The organism is Streptomyces sp. NBC_00620 (assembly GCF_026341825.1).
Taxonomy (GTDB): Bacteria; Actinomycetota; Actinomycetes; order Streptomycetales; family Streptomycetaceae; genus Streptomyces.
Genome location: NZ_JAPENY010000001.1, coordinates 211,178 through 233,532 on the forward strand (window position 1 = coordinate 211,178; position 22,355 = coordinate 233,532).

At 70.3% G+C, this 22,355-nt stretch carries 16 protein-coding genes; 7 read left to right on the plus strand and 9 right to left on the minus strand.

Annotated features, from left to right (window positions below; all coding sequences use genetic code 11):
* Positions 1-7: 7 nt before the first annotated feature.
* From OG246_RS00920 to OG246_RS00935, 4 genes are all read right to left on the minus strand, one after another.
* Positions 8-3,430 carry an SAV_2336 N-terminal domain-related protein gene (locus OG246_RS00920; RefSeq protein ID WP_266454383.1) on the minus strand — a complete coding sequence of 1,141 codons (3,423 nt, stop codon included), beginning with the start codon at positions 3,428-3,430 and terminating at the stop codon, positions 8-10.
* Between the two features lie 7 nt (positions 3,431-3,437).
* Positions 3,438-4,472, minus strand: coding sequence for a MoxR family ATPase (locus OG246_RS00925; protein ID WP_266454386.1), 1,035 nt, complete (start codon positions 4,470-4,472; stop codon positions 3,438-3,440).
* A gap of 227 nt (positions 4,473-4,699) precedes the next feature.
* Complete coding sequence (locus OG246_RS00930) at positions 4,700-6,790, minus strand: trypsin-like peptidase domain-containing protein (protein WP_266454389.1); 2,091 nt, start codon at positions 6,788-6,790, stop codon at positions 4,700-4,702.
* Positions 6,791-6,858: 68 nt separating this feature from the next.
* Positions 6,859-7,395 (minus strand): CU044_2847 family protein, encoded by a 537-nt coding sequence (locus OG246_RS00935; RefSeq protein ID WP_266454392.1) that lies wholly within the window; start codon positions 7,393-7,395, stop codon positions 6,859-6,861.
* Between the two features lie 184 nt (positions 7,396-7,579).
* Here OG246_RS00935 and OG246_RS00940 point away from each other — a divergent pair, with 184 nt between their 5' ends.
* Positions 7,580-7,765, plus strand: coding sequence for a DUF6104 family protein (locus OG246_RS00940; protein WP_037674049.1), 186 nt, complete (start codon positions 7,580-7,582; stop codon positions 7,763-7,765).
* 148 nt (positions 7,766-7,913) lie between these two features.
* On the opposite strand, the gene OG246_RS00945 is transcribed toward OG246_RS00940, so the two are convergent.
* Entirely contained in the window at positions 7,914-8,741 is an 828-nt protein-coding gene (locus OG246_RS00945; RefSeq protein ID WP_266454398.1) for a hypothetical protein, read from the minus strand.
* Between the two features lie 193 nt (positions 8,742-8,934).
* On the opposite strand from OG246_RS00945, the gene OG246_RS00950 reads away from it, so the two are divergent.
* Positions 8,935-9,846, plus strand: a complete 912-nt coding sequence (locus OG246_RS00950) for a DUF4097 family beta strand repeat-containing protein (protein WP_266454401.1) — start codon at positions 8,935-8,937, stop codon at positions 9,844-9,846.
* A 1-nt stretch (position 9,847) separates the two neighbouring features.
* Positions 9,848-10,969, plus strand: a complete 1,122-nt coding sequence (locus tag OG246_RS00955) for a PadR family transcriptional regulator (protein WP_266454403.1) — start codon at positions 9,848-9,850, stop codon at positions 10,967-10,969.
* Positions 10,970-11,200: 231 nt separating this feature from the next.
* Here the strand turns inward: OG246_RS00955 and OG246_RS00960 are convergent, their stop codons facing one another.
* The 3 genes from OG246_RS00960 to OG246_RS00970 all read right to left on the minus strand — a co-directional run bounded on the left by OG246_RS00960 (position 11,201) and on the right by OG246_RS00970 (position 15,995).
* Positions 11,201-13,153 (minus strand): zinc ribbon domain-containing protein, encoded by a 1,953-nt coding sequence (locus tag OG246_RS00960; protein ID WP_266454406.1) that lies wholly within the window; start codon positions 13,151-13,153, stop codon positions 11,201-11,203.
* A gap of 338 nt (positions 13,154-13,491) precedes the next feature.
* Positions 13,492-14,457, minus strand: a complete 966-nt coding sequence (locus tag OG246_RS00965) for a zinc-binding dehydrogenase (protein ID WP_266454409.1) — start codon at positions 14,455-14,457, stop codon at positions 13,492-13,494.
* 287 nt (positions 14,458-14,744) lie between these two features.
* Positions 14,745-15,995 carry an NADP-dependent malic enzyme gene (locus tag OG246_RS00970; protein WP_266454412.1) on the minus strand — a complete coding sequence of 417 codons (1,251 nt, stop codon included), beginning with the start codon at positions 15,993-15,995 and terminating at the stop codon, positions 14,745-14,747.
* Positions 15,996-16,535: 540 nt separating this feature from the next.
* On the opposite strand from OG246_RS00970, the gene OG246_RS00975 reads away from it, so the two are divergent.
* From OG246_RS00975 to OG246_RS00990, 4 genes are all read left to right on the plus strand, one after another.
* Positions 16,536-17,498: an ABC transporter substrate-binding protein gene (locus OG246_RS00975; RefSeq protein WP_266454414.1), complete on the plus strand. Its 963-nt coding sequence runs from the start codon at positions 16,536-16,538 to the stop codon at positions 17,496-17,498.
* 33 nt (positions 17,499-17,531) lie between these two features.
* Positions 17,532-18,461: an amino acid ABC transporter permease gene (locus tag OG246_RS00980; protein WP_266454416.1), complete on the plus strand. Its 930-nt coding sequence runs from the start codon at positions 17,532-17,534 to the stop codon at positions 18,459-18,461.
* A complete protein-coding gene (locus tag OG246_RS00985) occupies positions 18,458-19,261 on the plus strand; it encodes an amino acid ABC transporter ATP-binding protein (protein WP_323178270.1) in 804 nt (267 codons plus the stop codon). The genes OG246_RS00980 and OG246_RS00985 overlap by 4 nt, the downstream gene beginning before the upstream one ends.
* Positions 19,262-19,676: 415 nt before the next feature.
* Entirely contained in the window at positions 19,677-20,072 is a 396-nt protein-coding gene (locus OG246_RS00990; RefSeq protein WP_266454419.1) for a hypothetical protein, read from the plus strand.
* 1,412 nt (positions 20,073-21,484) lie between these two features.
* Here the strand turns inward: OG246_RS00990 and OG246_RS00995 are convergent.
* On the minus strand, positions 21,485-22,243 hold the full coding sequence (locus OG246_RS00995; protein WP_266454422.1) for a trans-aconitate 2-methyltransferase: 759 nt from the start codon (positions 22,241-22,243) through the stop codon (positions 21,485-21,487).
* Positions 22,244-22,355 lie beyond the last annotated feature (112 nt).

Sequence of the window (22,355 nt, forward strand, 5' to 3'; positions counted from 1 at the left end):
ACTCCGGTCACTCCAGCTCGGCCAGCCGCTGGGCGGTCTGCCGGGCGGTCGGCTCACCCGTGGCCACCGCGCCGTCGGGCAGCCTCGACCACTCGGCCCGGGCAGCCCGGTACGCCTCGCGTGCGGCGCGCGGGCGCGCGGCCGCCTCGTAGGACATACCCCGCCAGTGGTGCGCCTGCGCGCCCAACTCCATGGCCTCCTGGCGCCGCCGGTCGGTCTCGGCGACCTCCTCGGCATCGCGGGCCGACTCCGCCGCGGCGCGGAAGGCGTCGACGGCCTCGTCGAGGCGCGCGGGGCGGCCCAGGCTCTGGTACGCCTCGAAATGGGCCTGCCCGAGCTCCAGCCAGCAGCGCGCGGCCATCAGCGGTTCACCGGCCTCCTGGGCCGCGAGGCCGAGGAGGTGTTCGGCCTCGCGCAGATCGACGCGGTCGCCCCGGTCGCGGTGGCGCAGCATCAGGGCCCGGCCGAGCAGCAGCAGGCGGCGGGCGAGGTGGGCGCTGCCCGCAGGAGTCTCCGTACGGCAGTCGCGCAGCACCCGGATGGCCCGGGAGAGCGAGTCGCGTGCACCGGGTCCGGTGTCGAGCACGGCGCGGCGCAGCAGCACTTCGCCCCACTCGGCGAGGACGTCCGCGTGCGCGGGGGCGTCCCTGGGCACACCTCGGGCGGCGTGCTCGAAGTGCTCGGCGGCGGCCCGCAGTTCACCCGGGTCGCCCGACTCGGCGTACCGCGCCACCCTGATGCGGCCCGCGCGCACCAACAGCGAGGCACGCAGGCCCTGTTCACGGGTCAGGCCCAGTGCCTCGTCGACGCGTGCCTGGGCGTCGTCGAGGGCGCCGCCGGACTTCAGGAGCGCGTCGATGAGGTCGAGGAGGATGCGGACGCGGGCGCGGGAGGGTTCGCCCGCGAGGGGGAGCACATGGCCGGGGCCCGGGTCGAGGGCGTCGCGCAGGGAGTGCGCGCCCTGCTCCGCGTACAGCCGGGCCTGTTCGTCGTCGGCGGTGTCTCCCGACAGGTGCAGCAGTACGCGGCCGTGGGCCAGCGGGAGTTCGGGCGGGCGCTGGCTCCGTTCGGGCCAGGCGTCGGCGAATGCCTCCAGCATGCCGACCGCGCTCTGGAGCAGCGCGCTGTCGCCGCCGAGCCGCCACTGTGTCTCCAGCGCGCGCACCCGCTCCAGGGTGAGCCCGAGTGCTTCCTCGGTCTCCAGTTCGGTCGCCGCGCAGGCCACCGCGTACTCGCGGTCGGCGCGCTGCAGGAGGTCGAGCGCGCCGCGCTTGTCGCCGCGGCGCCTGCGGTCGATGGCGGCGGAGTGCAACACCCTTGCCAGCGCGGCCCGTTCACGCAGCGCCCTGGGGTGCGCGACGGCTCGCTCGGCGGCCGCCTCCGCCTCCCGCAGCAGCTCCGGGCCGCCCTGTACCTCCCACAGCCGCAGCAGGCTGGTGGCGTACTCGGCCCAGAGTTCGGGGTCGGCCCCGGCGGGTCGTTCGTGTTCGGTGGCGCCGCGCAGCAGCTGTACGGCGTCGATGAGGTCCTGCACCATGCCGTCGGTGTCGAACTGGCCGACCAGGGAGCGGGCCCGGATCACCGCGGTGTGGGTCGGGCGGTCGTCGACGAGGTCCGTCCGACCCCGGCCGCCGTACAGCGCGAACTGTTCCGGCAATGGCATGAAGCGCTCCAATACCCGTGCGGCGACCTCGGCGAAGGGCTGCGGCACGAGGGTGCCGCCGCCGTTGTCCCCGTTGTCTCCGTGCCCGCTCTGGTATCCGTCACCGGGCGCGTACGGCCGCCCGGAACCGCCCTCGCCGAGCTGCGCGAGCGCCAGGGCCGGGAAGTTGGGGCCGCCCTTGCCGAAGCGGTTCTCGATGTACTCGGAACAGTGCTTGAGGACGAGCATGGCCTCGTCCCGTCCCAGCGGCGACAGCAGCGCCTCCTGCACGCCGGGCGCGAACTCGTACCACTGGGCGCCGTCCGCCCCGTACTCCTCTTCCTTGGCCCGCGAGACCAGGCCGCTGAGCAGCACCTCGGCCAGTTCGGAGGGTCCGGAGTCGGGCAGCATGGTCCGCTGCACCAGCTGCATCACGGGCAGGCTGAGCGGCGCCGCCGCGACATAGCCGGCGAGTCGTCCGGCGGTCTGGGAGGCGTTGGAGCGGAACCGGCTGACCAGTTCGAGCGCGGACAGTGTGCGTCCGGGGCGGGCCGCCCGGGCGGGCGCGTGGTTCGCGCGCACCCAGCCGACCGCTCCGGCGACGGGACCGGCGCCGGCACCGGACAGCAGCCGCGCCCAGGCGCCGAGCGCGGCGGGCTCCGGAGGCAGTACGGGCACCGGGAGCGCGCCTTCGCGGGCCTCCGGCGGGGCGCCCGCCGGCAGCCGGACCTTCAGCGTGGCGGCGCCCGCGAGCGCCTCGCCGCGCGTCAACTCGCCGTACGAGACGGGGAGTCGGGTGCGGTTCCACATGCGCTGCGGCAGCGGCTGGAGTACGGCGGCGGGGCCCTGCCGGGACAGGTGGTGGAGCAGCCGGTGGGCGTGGCCGCTGTGCCACAGCGGGCCCGCGCAGTCGCTGACCAGAACGGTGATCCGGCGGCCCGTGGGGTCGCTCAGCCGGTCCGCGGAGTGCAGCGGGGCCGCGTGCGGCTCCGGACTGCGGCTGACGGCCGGCGCGCCGTCCGGGCCGGGGTGCAGATGGCTGACCTGGATGTCCCAGAAGGCACCCAACTGGCCGAAGACCTGCTCCAGTTCGGCGAACATCCGGTCCCACACCCGCATCGACGAGGAGGCGTCCATCACCAGCTGGAGCGCGGCGTCGGCCCGGGTCACCCCGCGGAACACCGGCAGCACGAGACCGCCCGCCCGGGCGCTCAGCTCCGCGGTCGCCGTCTCGTCGAGGACCGTCCGCAGGGGCGGGGCGGCGGTCCGGTAGCCCTGCAACGGCCGTAAGGCGCGCTGGAGTTCGAGCGGCGCGGGGAACGCGGGCGCGGCGGGCACCCCGATCGGCAGCGCCGTGGCCCGGCCGTACCCACGCGTGCGCGCCCCGCCGTCCAGCGGTACGGGGTACAGCGCGACACGGCGGTCCGCGCCCGCACCCTGCTCGGGCTCCGGCCGGTCGCCGGGCGGGACGGCAACCGTGTCCTGGGTGTCCGGCCGATCGGCGACCGGGTCGCGACCGGCGGGCAGCGCGCCGGGCGACGGGACGGCTCCCTCCTGCACGTCACCGGCGTCCGGCGGACGGGTCCAGCGGGCCAGCCAGAGGGTGTCGCACAGCTGCTCGGCGTCGGGGTCGAGCCCGATCCGCCGCAGCCGGACGACGAGTTCGGCGATCGGGTCGCCGCCGGAAGGCCCGGAGGATCCGGAGGGCCCGGAAGGTCCGGAAGGTGTCGACCCGCTTCCGGTCGGTATCGGAGGGACGGGCCCGTGGCGCGCCGCTGCGTCAGGCATCAGCGGTTCACCTCGGGCGGTCGAGTCGCTGGATGAGCAGGTCCGCGAGACGGTCGCGACTTGGCGGGGCTGCCGCGTCGGTGAGGTAGATGGCGTTCAACAGCTGGTCGGCGGCCACTAGTTCGCTGCGGGAGCGTTCCAGGAAGTGGGTGATGAGATCGTCTCCGGCCCGCGCGGCCTCGTCGCCGAGGTGGGCGCGTACGAAGGTGGCGAGACGTTTGTGATCCGGGCGGCCGAGTTCCAGGTGGATGCAGCGGCGCATGAGGGGGGCGGGAAAGTCGCGCTCGCCGTTGCTGGTGAGCACCACGAACGGGAAGGCGCGGCAGCGCACCCGGCCGTCCCGCACCCGCGCCTTGGTGCCGTCGGCGGTGAGCACCTCGGCCTCGCCGTCCGGCAGCCGGTCGGCGACGCGCTCCAGCTCGGGGATCGCGAACTCGCCCTCCTCCAGCACGTTGAGAAGGTCGTTCGGCAGGTCGATGTCACTCTTGTCCAGCTCGTCGATGAGCAGCACACGCGGGGTGTCGGACGCCAGCAGCGCGGTTCCGAGGGGGCCGAGGCGGATGTAGCTGCCGATGCCCTCGACGGAGCCGGGGGCCCCGGGGGTGGCCGGGTCGGCGCCCTGCGGCGCGGCGATCTGCACGTCCTGGAGCCGGGCGATCGCGTCGTAGTGGTACAGCCCGTCCTGGAGTGTGGACCGGCTGACGATCGGCCACCGCAGCACATTGCCCAGACCCAGTTCGTACGCCACGGAATGCGCGAGCGTGCTCTTGCCCGCGCCCGGACTGCCGGTGACGAGGAGGGGCCGGCGCAGATAGAGCGCCGCGTTGATCATCTCGAGTTCCTCGGCGCCCGGCCGGTGCAGTTCGGCCAGGTGCCGGTGCGCGCCCAGCCTGCGGTCCTCGGAACCGTCACCGTTCGTCCCGGCCGCGGCCTCGGCCCGGCTCGCGAAATCGCGCCACGGAGGCGGGTCCGGGAGGCGGTCTATGCCGTCGTGGGGTTCACCGGCGCCCCGGTAGATGAGCCACTCGCTGGATTCGGTCATTGCCCAGTCCTCGTCGTCACTCGTCCACCACGGCAGCCGTCGAACGTGCATCACGGTATCGACCCTCGGGGGGCCTCGATAGAGCCAAGTGCGAGGTCATGGCAGCCCAGTTGGGCGCCGTACGGCCGTGTTCGGCCACGTGGTCCCGGCCCTGCTCGGCCATGCCGTACGGGCCCGGCGGGGCCACCTCGTACGGGCTCTGTACGGCGGGGTGCCGGATCCTCCGGTCATGGCGCCTCCAACAGGTCTCCGGTCCCCGGCAAGGGCTGGCGTGGATCGTCGTAGAACAGGGCAATTCCCTTGGCCCAGAAGGTCTCTGGCTTTCCCGCGCGCAGGCCCGCCCGCAACGCGTGGACGAGCTCGGGGAGCCGCTCCGCGCTGCCCGCGCCCGCGACGGTGTCACCCGCCCGCCGGTGGAACTCGCCGCAGACGGCGTCCGTCTGGCCCCGCCAGCGCCGCCAGAGCGCGACGCCGAAGCCTCCGTGCACGATCCGTACGAGCGCCACCGGATCGTCCTCGAAACGCTGGTCGCCGTAGCGGCAGAGCACCGGAACCGTTCTGTGCGACAGGTCGCGCAGTGACCCCGCGGGTGGCACGGGTACCCGCAACCCGTCCTCGCAGTCCAGGACTTCGGCCCTCGCGCCGTACGCGTGGATGAAGTGCCAGCGGGCCTCGCGTCCGTCGTGCGCGTCGTGCTCCTCCTCCACGGGAACCTGCCCCCCGCCGGGTGAAGGGCGATCGTCACCGTCGGAGAGCCGGTCCGCGTCGGGCAACTGGTCCCGGTCGGCGCAGCGCACGACGACGGGCCTGCGGGCGCCGAGCGGTGGCTCGTCCGGCCCGAACTTCCAGGCGTCGACGTCCAGTCCGAGCAGCGGATGCGGCAGCGCGACCTGGAGGACGGCGGGCCGTCCGGGTTCGTCGCACTCGCGGAACGCCTCGGCGAGGGGCGCCGCGAGGGCACCCGGCAGGCCGGTCAGCGGGGTGCGCTCGCCGTCGCCGAAGCGCACCACCTCGCCGGTCGGCCGGCTCACGGAGACCCGCCAGTCGCAGCGGTCCGGTTCCCAGCCCAGCTGCACCAGTTCGACGAGGGCGAAGGGGTGGGGCGCACCGTGGGCGGCGTGTGCCGTCGCGTGCGCCGAGTCGTGCGCCGGCTGTGCTTCCGAAGGGAACGGCTCACGCTGCGGCGCCTGGAGCCGCTCGATCCGCTGCCGGCCGAGGCGGCGGCGGTACTCGGGACCCGCGCGGCCCTCCGCGGTCTGCCGCACCCACTCCCACAGCGACCGCTCCGCGCTCTGGGTGCCGGGCGTGACGAAGGGGCGCTCCGCGGACAGCACCCGCATCGCGTAGTCCAGGACGAGTTCCAGCGCGCCGTCCTGGCGGGGGCTCTCGTACAGCGCGCCCAGTCCGTCGCGCCAGCCGCGCGGCGCCGGGTGCGGGATCGCGGCCCGGCCGCCGAGGAGGGATTCGAGGATGTCCAGCAGGGCGCGGGTGCTGACCGGCGGCGGCAGATCGGCGAGCCGGCCGAGCAACTGGGTCCGCTCGTCGGGGTCGAGGGCGCGGCCCGGTCGTGCACCCAGCTGGTTCTGCACGTCGGCCCAGGTGCTGCGGTCGTTGTCGGGGTGGCGCTGCCGGTCCCGGTGGTATCTGTCATGGGCGTGGAAGACGGCCTGGTAGAGGTCGTCGTGCTCGGCCCGCACCTCTTCAGCGGGCACGGCCAGGGAACGCAGCTGCTCCACGCCCGTGGAGGTGCCGCCGAGCCCGCGGTCCGCCTGCGACTTCAGTACGCCGACGACCGCACCGCTCACGGGATCGACCACCGGCCCGCCCGAGACGCCCGGCGGCAGCACATCGCCGCCCAGCCGTATCTGCTCGTCCGCGGACCAGCCACCGAGGGTGCCCTGCACCGTGCAGGTGCCGTTCAGACGGGTCAGCTCCCCGCCCACCACGGACCATCCCGAGTAGAAGACTCTCGCCTCCCCGTAGTACGCGGCCGGACGCTCGGTGACATAGGAGCAGTCGTGGTCGACGGGCTCGCGCAGCCGCACGAGCGCCAGGTCCGGGGCCGGCCAACTGCCCCGTACGGCACGCTCGACGTGCTCCGGGAGAGACGTCGCCACCTCACCGGCGACAGCGGACGTACCGCGTCCCGGCCCGGTCTCGTACACCACGGTGACCTCGCCCCCCTCCCCGCTCCGTGCCACATGCGCGCAGGTGAGAACCCAGTTGGGAGCGACAAAGAACCCGCTCCCGAGGAACGTGCCGGGTTCGTCCAGGTCATACCCGGCCCCCGCCCGATGGATGCGGACCGTCGCCGCCATGACGAGATCACGCAGCGCACGGTGAGCGTTCCCGAGCCCGCCCGATGCGCCTGGGGCGTGCCCGTCCGTCATCCCCGGCCCCCAAGCGCCGCGTCCCCACCGACACCGTGCGCCGGGGCGCCGGGGGGCGCGCCCCCTGGGACGGCGCGCGGCGAACCGGCACTCCCGTCCGTCGGGGCGAGGTCCGGTCCGTCGTCGGCTCCGTCGACCGGGTCGATGACCGGTCCGCCTCCGCCCCCGTCGACCGAGTCGAGGTCCGGTGGGCCGCCGTTCCAGGTGAGGGTCACCGTGAGACCGGCCTTGGCCTCGCCGTCCGCGAGGAGGCCGATCACCTTGCCGGCCTTCGCCGTCAGCTCGATGCCGAACTCGACGCTGACCTCGTCGGGACGGACGGCGCGCAGCGGTGCGGCCAGTGAGCGCGCGACGCTGGTGATCACCGACTGCAGGCTCTCGACCTGTGCCTCGATCCGCTCACCGAACCCCGTGTCCGTGTACGACAGCCCGCCGGCCGGCGCCTCCAGCTCCTCGGCCCCCGAGATCCGGGCCCACACCGGTGTCCCGTCGGGCATCTCGATCCGTGCGATCCGGGTCACTCCATCACCCATGACATCCCCGTTCCCCCGTTCCCCCCACGCCCCCGTGGTCCCACCTGCCCGTTGCGCAGGCTAGTGGCAGGCCCACGGCCGCGCGAGAGGACCTCAGGGGCGGCACCCGCCCCCGCCTATCCTTTTCCCAGCCTTCCCTTACGGGAAGACTCCCGCCCACCACTTACCTCACGGAGCACCATCCATGTACTTCACCGACCGCGGCATCGAGGAACTGGAGAAGCGGCGCGGCGAGGAGGAGGTCACCTTCGAGTGGCTCGCCGAGCAGCTGCGTACGTTTGTCGACCTCAACCCGGACTTCGAGGTCCCGGTGGAGCGGCTGGCGACGTGGCTGGCGCGGCTGGACGATGAGGACGACGACGAGGAGTAGAGGCGGGGCGGTTCCGTGTCGTGCCGTCAGTCGCTGGAGCTTGCTTCCGTAGACGTCAGTCGCCGGCGCGCGCTTTCGTAGACGTCGTGAGTCGCTGGCGCACGCTTCCGTAGACGTCGTGAGTCGCTGGCGCACGCTTCCGTAGACGTCAGTCGAAGGCCCGCAGCCGGTCGTACGCGAGCCCCAGGGCACCGTGGATCACCAGCAGGGCCCCCGCCGCGATCCAGCCGCCACTGCGTCGCCGTACGCCCCAGGCGGCGAGCGGTACACCGGCGGCCAGCTGGGCCACCGCGAGGGCACGGGCCTTCGGGCCGCGCAGCCACGGTCCCAGGCTGCCGCCCTCCACGACGTCGAGCTCCGCACGGACCGCGGCACGCCACCCGGTCCACTCGATCTGCTCGGCACCGGGCTGGAGACGGGCCACTTCACGGAGCCGCCCGACGGACTCGCCAGGGGTGAGCCCGGCCGGAAGTACCACCCCCGCGCGCGTGAGGACGGCGAGCAGCCCGCGCATACGCGCGCCGGCGTCGGCGGCCGCGTCGGGCTTGGCCAACTGCTCCAGGGACTGCATGTCGAGCACGGGATCGAGCCCGAGGCGGGCCGCGAAGGTACGCATCGCCTCGTCCTCGCCGACCGGGGTGCCGTTCGCCAGCCACTCGTAGCCGACGGTGCGCCGGAACCCGGACGCGAGGGTGTAGCCGCTGTGGTCGGCGTCCCACCAGAGGGCGAGTACGGGCCAGGGGGCGCCGACGCCGAGAGCCGTGGCCCAGCCGGTGAGCACCCGGTCGACGGGTTCGGCACCGTGCAGCCATGGCCTGCCCTCGGGAACCAGCACGCTCCACTCGTCTCCGGCCCCGGTGAGCAGCATCCGCTCACGCAGCAACTGGGCGGCGGGCCCGACGGACGAGGGTTGCGCCCGGCAGAGGAGCAGGGCACCGGGGGCTTGGCCCGAGGGCTCGCCGGACGTCGTGGACATGGTCATACGGTAGGCCCACCCAGGAGCAACTTGCCCCTTTTGTCCACCCGGAGGGCATCAGAAGACCACCACAGAGCCGTCGGGCGAGATCACCGGAAAAGGTGTCTTGACTTTCCGTATCCGCGATATATCGTGTTCAGTGATAGACGCGATATGGCGCGTCACATCCCGATCCGGTCGAGGAGGTCGCACCATGTCCGAGTGGTCCGTAGCCGAGCCCAGCAAGCTCACCTTCGACGCCCCCGTGACGGCACTGCATGTGCGCGTGGTCAACGGAACAGTGAACGTCGTGGGCACCGACGAGGGTTCCGCCCGGCTCGAGGTGTCCGAGCTGGAGGGCCCGCCACTCGTGGTGACCCAGAAGGACGGCACGCTCACTGTGGCGTACGAGGACCTTCCCTGGAAGGGCTTCCTCAAGTGGCTCGACCGCAAGGGCTGGCGCCGCAGCGTGGTGGTCTCCCTGGCCGTCCCCGCGAGCACGCGGGTCGAGGTGGGCGTCGTCGGCGCCAACGCCGTGGTGTCCGGGACGGACGGACGGGTGGAGGTGAAGGGCGTCACGGGCGACACGACGCTGGTCCGCATCGCCGGTCAGGTACGCGTGGACACGGTGTCCGGGAACCTGGAGGCCCAGGCCGTCACCGGCGACCTCCGCTTCAACTCCGTCTCCGGCGACCTGACGGTCGTCGAGGGCTCGGGCTCCTCCGTGCGGGCCGAATCGGTGAGCGGCTCGATGATCGTGGACCTGGACACCACGGGCTTCCCGACCGACGTCCAGCTGTCGAACGTCTCGGGCGAGATCGCCATCCGGCTCCCGCACCCGGCGGACGCGGTGGTGGAGGCGAACACCACGAGCGGCAAAGTCTCCAACGCCTTCGAGGATCTCCGGGTCAACGGACAGTGGGGCGCCAAGAAGATCACCGGCCGGCTTGGCGCCGGAAACGGCAAGCTGAAGGCGATCACCGTCTCCGGTTCCATCGCCCTGCTGCGCAGGCCACCGACGGAGGACGAGCCGCCCGAGGACCCGCAGGACGCCGCACCCAAGGCCTCGGCCGAAGCTCCCTCCGCCGCCCCGACCGACGGCCCGACCGACAAGAAGGTGCTCTGAGATGGCCCCCGTCTTCGCCCATGGCCGTCTCCGGCTCTACCTCCTGAAGCTGCTGGACGAGGCGCCGCGCCACGGGTACGAAGTGATCAGGCTCCTGGAGGAGCGCTTCCAGGGCCTGTACGCCCCCTCGGCGGGCACCGTCTACCCGCGGCTCGCCAAGCTGGAGGCCGAGGGACTCGTCACGCACACCACCGAGGGCGGTCGCAAGGTGTACGCGATCACGGACGCGGGCCGCGCCGAACTGGCCGACCGCGGTGGCGAGCTGGCCGACCTGGAGCTGGAGATCCGCGAGTCGGTGGCGGAGCTCGCGGCGGAGATCCGTGCCGATGTACGGGGCGCGGCAGGCGATCTGCGACGCGAGATGCGAGCGGCGGCCACGGAGGCCCGGCGCGGCGGCTCGGGCGGCGCCGGAGCCAAGGAACACGACGGCGCGCAGGGCGAGTTCGGGGACTTCGGCGACTACCGCGACAAGGAGTCGTGGCGGGTGGCGAAGGAGGAGATGCGGCGCGTCAAGCAGGAGTGGAAGGAGCAGGCCCGCCGCGCGAAGGACGAGAGCCGCCGCGCCCGCGACGAGGCGCAGCGCGCCCGCCGCCAGGCCAAGGAGGCCCAGGAAAGGGTCCGCGCCCAGGCCCAGGAGGAGATGCAGCGCATGGCCAAGCATGTCCAGGATCAGGTCCAGGACCACTTCGCACGGGGCGACTGGCCGACGGGGGTCCGCGAGGGTCTGACCGAACTGGCCAAGGAGTTCGGCGAGTTCGGGAAGAACTTCGGCAAGGACCTGAGCAAGGACTTCGGGAAGGACTTCGGCTTCGGTCGCCCGGAAACGGCAGCCGGACCGGCCGGCGAGACCAGGACGGCCAAGGAAACCCGGACGGACAAGGAGCCGGAGTACACGGTCACCCCGGACGACTTCCCCGCCGGCTACGAACCCTCCTGGGCCCACGAGGACTCCACCGGCAACCCGGCCCGCGACCTGGACCGCCTCCTGGACCGCTTCCGCGACGACATCCGCGACGCGGCCCGCGACCACGGCGTGACGGAGGACCAACTCCGCGAGACCCGCCGCCACTTGTCGACGGCGGCGGCGCACATCGGAGCGGCGCTGAGGAAAACGAAGGGCTGACGTTTCAGCTCCGTCCGAGCCTCTCGGTCCGGTAATTGAGGACGAGTCCTTCGGCCCGCCGCCCCGCCCCCATCCCCGACTCCAACGCGCCTACCCCATGTGCCTCTTCGCTCTCTCCCTCACCCGTTCGCTATGCCCGACCGCACCCTCGACCACCGCGCGCATCCTTACGTACACCGCTCGAACATCACTCCTACCGAGCTTGCCCAACTGCTCCAGCAGCGTCTCTGACTAGCTAAGCGATCCCATGCCGGACGTGGTGTCTGGGACGGGTTCTGCCCACTGTGGAGGGGTGGCGTGGGCGTGCAGGTGGAAGCCTGCGCCCAGTGCTGCTCCTCGCGGCCGGTGCCGGTTGGTGGGTGTGCTGATCGTCGTCACGCCCTGGTGCCGGTGGGCTGCACGGGGCAGCCGGGTCCGGTCCGTGTGAGCGTGTCCCTCCGGACGCTGGCCCGCCGGACCCGGAGGTCTGGTGGGGGAGGGTGTCCGGCGTCGCCTGGGCGTCGGACCTGCTGCGCGTCGCCGGGTGGATCCGGTCTTGGACCGGTCTGTCCGGCGGGTCTTCGGCGCGGGCGTTGTGATCACCGCACGCGCTTCGAGTCTGTCCACCACCGCGCGGATGACCATGGCCCCGCTGGTGCGGTCGGTCGCGGTTTTGGTCTGGTGAGTGAGGCCGCGTGCAGCGATGCGCTGCCAGGCCCCTTGATCGCGGTCGCCTTGCCAGCCGCAGGCGCCGCACCGAGCCCATTTCCAGCCGGGTGTGGTGGGCCGGTCGGGGGCCTTGCGGTGCCGCAGCGGGACCAGGCACTGCGGGCAGTGCTTCGAGGTGTTCCGGGCCGGGACGGTGACGACGGCGATACCGGTCTCGGCGGCCAGGTGCCGCATCCGGTCCACGATCTGGCCGCGCACCTGCTGGGACATGCGAGTGTTGTGGGTGCGGCCCATGCCGCGCGCTTCCATCGAGCGGAGGTCTTCGACGTAGATGACACTCGCCCCGGCAGCGATGGCCTGGTCCACGGCCCAGCGGGCGGCAGCCAAGGCCAGAGCGTCATTGAGGTTCGACCGCCTGTCGCAGACGCGCCGGATCTCCTCGGCCAGGACCGCATACCTGCTGGTCAGATGGTGATGTTCGGCTCTGCCAATGAGTTGCTGGTAGTGGTCGGCCTTAGCATGCAGGTGCTCGGACAGACGGCGCAGACGGTGCTGCTTCGCGAGGACCCCTGCGGCGCGGAACATGGCCCCGGCCCCGAGGGCGGTGATGGTGCCGTCGTTGTGGAGTCGGGCAGCTCCGGCGGACAGCAGTGTGTTTAGGCCCCAGTCCACGCCCAGCGCGATCACATGCCCGCTCCGTTGCGGCTTCGGGACGGCGTGGGTGTAGGCGAGATCGGCCCGCACCTTGCCCTGATGAAGGCGCAGGGTGGGCAGGTGCAGCACTGCACTGGCGGGGATCGTCGGCGGCAGCGCAATGCGGCAGGCCACCCACGTCCAGTCCGCGTAGGACCGCGGGTCGGGGCGGGTGGGCAGTTGCAGGCGCAGCAGCGCCCGGATCGGATCGTCGGTGCGCTCGATGGTGGCCTGCTGCCCGTCGCAGGCAGACAGCAACAGCATCCGCGCCACGCGGGGCGCGGCCTCTAGCTCAAACACATCGCCCGGCATCCGGCCGTGCCTCTTGACGAAGGCGGCGATCTGCCGGGTACGCGACTTGATGGCAGTGGACGGCAGAACCCGACCGCCAAGCACCGCCTCACGCACCGCGTCCCATTCCTCAGAGGTGCGCTTGGCAGGGTCGGCAGGCCAGGTCTCGATGACTGCGCCGGTGAGGTCTGCGCGCCACTTCACCGAGCGCAGCGTCCGCCCAGCCGTCTCCTGGGCCATCCGCACTATGCGGTCATTTGCGCGGATGCCCTCGGCCGGGCCAACAGTCCAGCCCAGGCGGCGCAAGGCCATCCAGGCATTCGACGGCAGCGCGCGGCCCCCGGCATCCTCACCGCACGCCAGCACATCCACATCAGCGGCATTCCAGTGCTCGGTCAGCAGGGCGGCGACCATCCCGGACACCAGATCAGCAGCCCAGCCCACCCGCTCCACCAACACGACAGCCGACAGGACCTCACCCGACTTCTCGTCGACTGCGGCGCGCAGCAGGCCACGGGCGCAGGCCGTACGAGCAGTCTCCCCGTCGGCCATCTGCAGCTTCCGTCCCACCACCGCCCCCGTCCCCACCCTTAATGCTGACATCCGATCAACGACAGCTCCGCGGAAAGGTCACACACTCGACCATCGAACTCAAGTGCGACATCAACACCGGACGGACGGCGTGACGCCCAGAGTTGACGAAACGCTGCGGATATCCAAGGAAGTTCGTGAGCCTCCGCAGCATGGCGACCGCCCGCAGTCCGATGTGCGGATCACGCCACATGCACGCTCGGCTAGATCCGTCCATTCGGTCACGCTGTCAACCACGGTTGACACGCAACAGCGGGCTCGCGGAACCCGAGCCCGCCGCAGGGAGCAGCCAAATGCGGTCAGCTCACCGTCAGAACGATCTTCCCGAACTGATCGCCCGACTCCAGCCGTTCGAACCCCTCGCGGGCCCGGTCGAGCGGATGCACCTCATCGATGACGGGCCGCACGCCGGTGGCGGCGCAGAAGGACAGCAGGTCCTCCAGTTCGTCCTTGGTGCCCATGGTCGAGCCGACGATCTTGAGCTCGAGGAAGAAGACGCGGGTCAGTTCGGCGTGCGAGGGCCGGTCGCCGCTGGTGGCGCCCGAGATGACCAGAGTGCCGCCGGGCTTCAGCGACTTGACGGAATGCGACCAGGTGGCGGCGCCCACCGTCTCGATGACGGCGTCGACCCGCTGCGGCAGCCGAGCCCCGGATTCCAGCGCCTCCACCGCTCCCAGCTCGACGGCCCTCTTCCGCTTGGCCTCGTCGCGGCTGGTGGCGAACACCCGCAGCCCCGCGGCCTTGCCGAGCACGATCGCGGCCGTCGCCACACCTCCGCCGGCGCCCTGGACGAGGACGGAGTCACCGGGGCGCACCCCGGCATTGGTGAAGAGCATGCGGTACGCCGTCAGCCAGGCGGTGGGCAGACAGGCGGCCTCCGCGAACGACAGTTCCTTGGGCTTCGGCAGTACGTTCCACGCGGGCACGGAGACCTGTTCGGCGAAGGTGCCCTGGTAGCGCTCGGTGAGGATGGAACGGGGTTCCTTGGGGCCGACCCCGTGGCCGGTCTGCCCGATGACGGAGTGCAGCACGACCTCGTTGCCGTCCTCGTCGATGCCGGCGGCGTCGCATCCGAGGATCATCGGGAGCTTGTCCTCGGCGAGGCCGACTCCGCGCAGCGACCACAGGTCGTGGTGGTTGAGGGAGGCGGCCCTGACGTTCACGGTCGTCCATCCCGGCCTCTGCTCGGGGGCCGGGCGCTCCCCCAACTCCAGGCCGTTGAGCGGCTGGTCACGGTCGATTCGGGAAGCGTAGGCAGCGAACATGACCTTGACGATAGGCTCCGCCGCCGCCTGGCGGAACCACGCCCCTCTGTGACACGCGTCCCGCCGTGTACGGGGCTCACGTCACAGGGTTTTCGCCCCCTCCGCCCCTGCCCGTCCCGTACCTGGGGGCTGCGCCCCCAGACCCCCGCTTTCGGCCTGAACGGCCTCGTCCTCAAACGCCGGACGGGCTGAAACCGGGCGTAGCCCGGAAGCAAGGGACGGGCAGGGGCGGAGGGGGCGAAAAAACGGCCCCGCCGGAAAGTCCCGGCGGGGCCGAACACCGCACCTCAGCGCCGGGCCACACCCTCCGCCCGAGCAGCCGCGGCCACCGCGGCCGTGACCGCCGGAGCCACCCGCTCGTCGAACGGCGAGGGAATCACGTAGTCCGCGGCAAGGTCGTCCCCGACGACCGCGGCCAGCGCGTCGGCCGCCGCGATCTTCATTCCCTCGGTGATGCGAGAGGCCCGCACCTGCAGCGCCCCGGCGAAGATCCCGGGGAACGCCAGCACGTTGTTGATCTGGTTCGGGAAGTCGGACCGCCCGGTCGCGACGACAGCCGCGTACTTGTGGGCGATGTCCGGGTGCACCTCGGGGTTCGGGTTGGCCATGGCGAACACGAACGCGCCCTCGGCCATGGAGGCCACCGCCGGCTCCGGCACCGTACCGCCGGAGACGCCGATGAAGACGTCGGCGCCGGCCAGGGCGGACTCCAGTGACCCGGAGATACCCGCCTTGTTGGTGATCTCGGCCAGCTCGCGCTTGACGTCCGTCAGGTCGTCCCGGTCCTTCGAGACGACACCCTTGCGGTCCGTGACGGCGACGTCGCCGAGCCCGGCCTCGAGCAGGAACTTGGCGATGGCGACACCGGCCGCACCCGCACCGGAGATCACCGCGCGCAGGTCACCCAGCTCCCGCCCGGTCAGCTTCGCGGCGTTCCGCAGGGCCGCCAGTGTCACGACCGCGGTCCCGTGCTGGTCGTCGTGGAAGACCGGGATGTCCAGCCGCTCCTGGAGCTTGTGCTCGATCTCGAAGCACCGGGGTGCCGAGATGTCCTCGAGGTTCACTCCACCGAAGGAGGGCGCGAGCCGGACCACCGTCTCGACGATCTCGTCGACGCCGGTGCAGGCGAGCGCGATCGGCACGGCGTCGACCCCGCCGAACTGCTTGAAGAGGATCGCCTTCCCCTCCATCACCGGAAGGGAGGCCTCGGGACCGATGTCCCCGAGTCCGAGCACCGCCGTACCGTCCGTCACCACTGCGACGACGGACGACTTCCACGTGTAGTCGTGGACGAGCTCCGGCTGCTCGGCGATCGCGCTGCACACCTTCGCGACGCCGGGCGTGTACGCCAGGGAAAGGTCGTCCTTGTCGCGGATCGGCACGGTGGCCTGCACGGCCATCTTGCCGCCACGGTGCAGGGCGAACGCGGGATCGAAGGAATCGAGGGGCTCGCCCAGGCGATCCTGATCGGTACTGCCGCTGTCGCCGCTGCTGTCACCACTGCTCGCGGTGCGAGGATTGACAATCTCCGCTGCCACTTTGTTTTACCCCTTAAGTCTTCATGGTTTGAGGGTGACCACTCCTGGTTGAGGGGTGGGCGGGCACCGCGTAAGCCCTGCCGCCGTGGTTGCGTACGGGCGAAACGCGACGGGCGCGCCGCACACGCGCCCTGAGCCCCGGATGAGGGGTGTAAAGAACCTTCCTACCCGACGGACCGTGCCGACGGCGAGTCCATAGCGCGAAGGTCACACGCCGGTGAGATGACTCATGGCGGAATATGTGGACAAGTCCCTGACTTGCCCGCATGGCTCCGCAAATGCCGAGTAGCGGCCGCTTGCATCCTGAGGTACACCGAAGATCCTCCGGCCGGAAGGATCAGTTCCCGCACAAGATCCGGCCTTGCTGTACAGGCCCGCAGCGCTCCGGGGGTCACCCGTTATCCGATTTTGACATAGCTGGTCGTCTGAATGACGAGGTCCGAATGGCAAGATGCCGTAATCACACAAGGTCGCGACACCCGAAGGTGTGTGTTCTCGTCGACCCATCGGCATCTCACTTCATCCGCCGGAGGACCCAACATGACCGCAAGCTCCACCCGTCGTACGACCGTCACGCGCTCCCGGACAGCCGCGGTCGGCGCGATCGCGGTCGCGGGTGCCCTGCTGCTCGCCGGCTGTGGTGACCAGACGGACGACAGCAGCAGCAGCTCGGACACGGCGTCGACCTCAGCGGCACCGCTCGCCGACAAGCTCCCCGCGGACATCAAGCCGGGAAGCACCCTGAAGGTCGGATCGGACATCGCCTACCCGCCGGTCGAGTACATGGAGGGCGGCAAGGCCGTCGGTATCGACCCGGACATCGCGGACGCCCTCGGCAAGCAGCTGGGCGTGAAGTTCGAGTTCCAGAACGGCAAGTTCGACCAGCTGATCGTGGGCCTGCAGTCCAAGCGGTTCAACGTGATCATGTCGGCGATGAACGACACGAAGGACCGCCAGGAAGGCATCGACTCGGACACCGGCAAGAAGGCCGGCAACGGCCTCGACTTCGTCGACTACTTCACCGCCGGCACCTCGATCCTCGTCCAGAAGGACAACCCCAAGGGCATCAAGTCCCTGGACGACCTGTGCGGCCAGGTGGTGGCCCTGCAGAAGGGCACCACGTCCGAGGGCATCGCCAAGGCGCAGAGCACGAAGTGCAAGGACGACGGCAAGAAGGCCATCACGCTGCAGACCTTCGACACCGACCCCGAGGCTCTGCTCCGCCTCAAGCAGGGCGCTTCCGTCGCGGACCTCAACGACTTCCCGGTCGCGGCCTACAACGCGAAGACGTCGGGTGGCGGCAACGACTTCGAGGTCGTCGGCGACCAGATCGAGGCGGGCCCGTACGGCATCGGTGTGAGCAAGGAGAACACCGAGCTGCGGGACGCCCTTCAGGCGGCGCTGAGCGCGATCATCGAGAACGGTGAGTACTCGAAGATCCTGGAGAAGTGGAACGTCACGGACGGCGCGGTGACCGAGGCCAAGATCAACGGCGGCTCCTGACCCTGCCTGACGCAACACTGAAGGGCAGTCACTGTGGCTGACACTGTCGACAAGGCTCCGGCGCCGTCCGTGCCGCCGGAGCAGATCAAGGCCATCCCGGTGCGCCACTACGGCCGCTGGGTGGCCGGCGCGGCGGTCATCGCCGTGTTGGTGCTGATCGGGATCGCGTTCTCCAACGCGAACATCAACTACGACATCATCCCGGACTACCTCACGGACGGCACGATCCTGTCCGGGGTCTGGCACACGCTGTACATCTCCGTACTCGCCATGGCGCTCGGACTGGTCCTGGGCGTCATCCTCGCGGTGATGCGGATGTCCTCGAACCCGGTCACCAGCACCGTGGCCTGGTTCTACATCTGGTTCTTCCGCGGCACTCCGGTGCTGGTGCAGCTGCTTCTCTGGTACAACATCGCCCTCGTGTTCCCCATCCTCAATCTGGGGTTCTACAAGGACGAGATGAACGACGTGATGACGCCGTTCCTGGCGGCGCTGCTCGGTCTCGGTCTCAACGAGGCCGCGTACATGTCCGAGATCGTCCGGGCCGGCATCCAGTCGGTCGACGAGGGGCAGACGGAGGCCTCGCACGCGCTGGGCATGACCCAGGGCAAGACGCTGCGGCGCGTGGTCCTCCCGCAGGCCATGCGCGTGATCGTGCCGCCGACCGGCAACGAGTTCATCAACATGCTCAAGACCTCGTCGCTCGCCTACGCGGTCCAGTTCAACGAACTCATCAAACGGGCGCAGGACGTCTCCAGTACCTCACTCGCGGTCGTCGAGATGTACTTCGTGGCATCGATCTGGTACCTGATCCTGACCAGCGTGTTCAGCGTCTTCCAGTACTACCTGGAGCGCCGCTACGCCCGTGGTTCGTCGCGCAGCCTGCCACCGACGCCACTGCAGCGCCTGCGCAAGAACCTCCGTCTGTTCGGTTCGTTCCGCCGCCCGGAGGTGACCCGATGAGCGGTCTCAGCAAGGACATCGCCCCGAGCACGAGCAGCGGCCACCCCATGGTCAAAGCCGAGGGCGTGCACAAGTCCTTCGGGCTCTCGCACATCCTCAAGGGCATCGACCTGGAGGTGAACGCCCGCGAGGTGTTCTGCCTGATCGGCCCGTCCGGCTCCGGCAAGTCGACCTTCCTGCGGTGCATCAACCACCTGGAGAAGATCAGCGCGGGCCGGCTGTCGGTCGACGGCCAGCTGGTCGGCTACCGGCAGAAGGGCGACAAGCTCTACGAGCTCAAGGAAAGGGAAGTGGCCGCGCAGCGGCGGGACATCGGCATGGTGTTCCAGCGCTTCAACCTCTTCCCCCACATGACGGCGCTGGAGAACGTGATGGAGGCGCCGCTCCAGGTCAAGGGTGAGACCAAGGCCGTCGCCCGGGAGCGCGCGCAGCGGCTCCTGGACCGGGTGGGCCTCGGCGACCGCAAGGGCCACTACCCGGCCCAGCTCTCCGGCGGCCAGCAGCAGCGCGTGGCCATCGCGCGGGCGCTGGCGATGGAGCCCAAGCTGATGCTCTTCGACGAGCCGACCTCGGCCCTCGACCCCGAGTTGGTCGGCGAAGTCCTCGACGTCATGCGGGACCTCGCGGCGGACGGCATGACGATGATCGTCGTCACCCACGAGATGGGCTTCGCCCGCGAGGTCGGCGACTCGCTGGTCTTCATGGACGACGGTGTGGTGGTCGAGTCCGGCAACCCCCGCGACGTACTGACGAATCCGCAGCACGAGCGGACGCAGTCGTTCCTGTCCAAGGTGCTGTGACCGACTGAGCAACTGAGCAGGGGCGGTACGGGAAATCCGTACCGCCCCTCCTTCGCGCCCTGGTGCCGTCTACGCCTCTGTTACCGCAGCAGCTTCACGAGAACAAGGAAGCACTTTCGCGGTGCTCGAAGCCCGACGGTGCCCTTGGACTGCTGTCGCGTATCCGGCCGCAATTGTCACCGCAGCGGACACACCCTCTGATGAGAGGTGGTGGAAATCACAGACCAAGGCGGGCTCCCCCTGATTCAGACAGAAAAGTGGCGCAATCTACCCCACGCCAGCCTTCCGCGAACACGGTGAAACGCGAAGGGAACGGAATCCTCTTGCAACTTATACATCAAGCAACTTAGGGTCAAAGAGAGTTGGAGCACTTAGGGGCTCCGCCATCCCCATCCCTCAAGGCTAAGGACCCTATATGCGAGCCACACGAAGGATCATTACGGCTTCAACAACAGCGGCCGCTTCGGTGGCGGCGTTGCTTGCCATCGGTACACCGGCTCACGCCGCAACCACAAAATTCTGTGGCCCCCCTTACGCCTTTGCCCTTGGGTGTTTCTACTCAACAGGCGACTACTTCACTGTCCAGGACATGCGCGTCGACGGAAAGCGTGCCGTCCTCAAATGGACGACGGACTACGGGCGCAGTGGCGAGTGCCATGACGCAAATGGCGCCAACAACCCTCCCACGAAGTGTGATTACGACTTTACGGAAGGGCACACTCTGATGTTCACCACGGTGGTACGGAACGGCGCCAATGGCGCAGATGAGTTTGAATCCGATCTGATGACGGCATGGATATCCGGTCGATAAGGTCGTTTTACACAGCGCGCCGAGGGGGCGGCGCGGGGCTTCCACACCGCCCCCTCTTCGTGTCGGGAAGCTACGGCAACAGGTCCGGCTTGAGCACCGGCTCGCACAATTGCTCCAGCGTCAACGAGAATTCATTTAGCATCGGGCCCTTTTCACCCGTCTCGCTGAAATCCGTCGAGTCATTTACTTTCAGCAACATGCCGTCTTTCAACTGCAGCCGACCTCCGATTCGATTTTCCGCTCCCGGACCGGCAGTGGAGCTCCGTCCAGCAATTAGTTCGGGAACTCCGTGGCGCCCTTTCTTCGCGCAGTGGTGACATCCGCACCAAGGAAGCCGGAACCTGTCGCGGATGTGGAGGATGGTGTCGTTCTTATGCTTGAGGACGACTTCGCACTCCTCGCCCCTGGGGAGTTCCCTGCACGTCCGAGAGCTTCTCGGACGTGCAGGCCAGCTGGCCCTCCTGAGGACAGGCCTCGCAGGGACCCTCCCCGATCATGTCCTGGCCGTGGGGTCGGTCTTCGGGTTGGCCCACCCGCACGGTGATGCCTCCGGTACCGCCGTCGCGGCTCACCGCGCAGTCCCCGCCGTAGGGCCCGACCGGCTTCGGCGGCGGCGCCTTGGGCACCTGCATGATCAGGCGCGTCAAGGACACCTCGCGGATCTCACCGGTTCCGGCGGGAAGCGGTTTCCCGAACCCGGACGCGCCGGAGGCGAGTTCACCAGCGACGCTCTCCCGGCTCTCACCACCGTTCAGAAGGCCGGGGCCGAGAACCAGCCCGGCGGCAACCACCACCGGCGCGACGCTGATTGCCGCCCCGCGCGCCGCCCGCAGCAGGGAGGCTGCGCGAAGAGGGCCTCGCTGCCGCGGCCGACGGGCGCCCGGACGTCAGCAAGGGCGCGCCCGAGCAGATCCCTGACCCGGCTGGTCTCAACCTCTTTGTGGTCCATACGCGTCCCTCCCGCGCTGCGGCCCTGAGCACCGCGAGTCCCCTGGCCGCCTGGCTCTTGACCCTGCTCGCTCGCATCCCGAGCAGTTCGGCGGCGGCCGCGGCCCGGAAACACGGCACCAGCACCGCCTGCTGCTTGAGCGGGAGCCCCACGAGAGCAGCCCGCACCATGAGCCACGTGTCACTGCCCACGGTCGCTCCGCCGCGTCCGGCACTTCGCCGTACCCGTCTCGGTCCTCCGCCTCTTCACGGTTGCCGCACACCAGGTAGTCGATACGGACAGTGCCGCACGCCTGCCCTCCACGAAGGCAAACAGAGCAGCTCTCTCACCGCGCGTCATCCCGTCCCTTCCCCTGCCCGCGTTCATGGGCGGTCTCACCCTTCCAGTGCGGCGGGGACCGCAGGACACGGAAGAGGCGGTACGAATTTTCCTGTACCACCTCTGAATCTCCGTACCGGAGCGCCTACCTGACCGCGAGCACCAGCGCGTCGGACGGCGAGCGCCACACGGTCCTGGCCTCGCCGAACCCCTGCTCGCGCAGTACGCGCGCGTGCCAGTCGGCGGACGGGGTGTCGCCCTCCGCGTGCTCGCCGTAGATCTCGAACCGGCGGGCGGTCGGCGCGGCGAGGACGGGGTCCTGGGCGGCCAGCTGCCACCATTCGGCCCAGTCGAGGACGCCGCTCGCCTTGGCCTGATCCATACGGGCGTGGCGCTGGGCGCGGTCGGCCGCGTTGATCCGGGGCGTCGTCTCGTCGATCATGTGGTCGGCGTTCATGAAGACACCGCCGTCGCGGACGAGTTCCGCGATCGAGCCGTAGAGAGCCGCGAGGGGTTCGCTGTGCAGCCAGTGCAGGGCCGTGGCGGTCAGTACGGCGTCGTACGAGTCGTACGGCAGCAGCGAGGGCCACTGGGGGTCCTTGAGGTCGGCCGTGACGAAGGAGACCCGGTCGTCGCCCTCGAAGGTGCCCCGGGCGATGGTGAGCAGCGCGGGGTCGAGGTCGACGCCGGTGCTGGTGGCCCCGGGGAAGCGGTCGAGCAGCCGGGCCGTGATGGTGCCCGTGCCGCAGGCGAGGTCGAGGACGCGCGGCTCGGGCCCGACGAGGGCCTCGACCATGTCGAGCATCACCCGGAAGCGCTCCTCGCGGTCCGGCATGTACCACTCCTGCTGCCGGTCCCAGCTCTCCTGCCAGGCGCCCCAGTCGGTTCCGGTGGTGGTGGTCATGAAAGCCCCTTCACTCGGCCGCGTGATACCGGCACAGCCCGTAATACCCTTGAAGCAGAGTCATCCGTTACTTCTCCGCAGCCACGACGATAGAGCGCCACCGTAAGGACTA